1 protein-coding gene is annotated in these 263 nt (G+C 53.2%); it reads left to right on the top strand.

The genetic code is table 11. The features are described 5' to 3' along the window. Positions 1 to 54 precede the first annotated feature (54 nt). On the top strand, positions 55 to 263 hold a 209-nt coding region (locus tag PQR42_RS45745; protein WP_408496142.1), incomplete at its 3' end, for an H-NS histone family protein.

The raw sequence follows: 263 nt of genomic DNA, 5'->3' as shown, positions 1-263 counted from the left end.
GGCGGACGGTCGAGACGCATGGCATAGTGCGGACATCTCAAAGGGAGAGAAAGAATGACAACTTTGGAATCTATGCAGGCAAAAATTAAAAAGCTTGAGCAGCAAGCCGAGGCTCTGATTGCGAAACAGTCATCAGGCGTCATCGAGAAAATTCGCAAGCTGATGGCGGAACACGGCCTGACGGCAATGGATATTGAGGGGCATGCTGGTGGCAAGGGGCGCGCGAAGAACGTCGGAGCCAAGACTGTCAACAAAGGGGGCAT

The organism is Paraburkholderia sediminicola, from assembly GCF_046027355.1.
Taxonomy (GTDB): domain Bacteria; phylum Pseudomonadota; class Gammaproteobacteria; order Burkholderiales; family Burkholderiaceae; genus Paraburkholderia; species Paraburkholderia sediminicola_B.
Note: the sequence above shows the minus strand (reverse complement) of the source record. Positions and strands in the feature narration are given on the sequence as shown.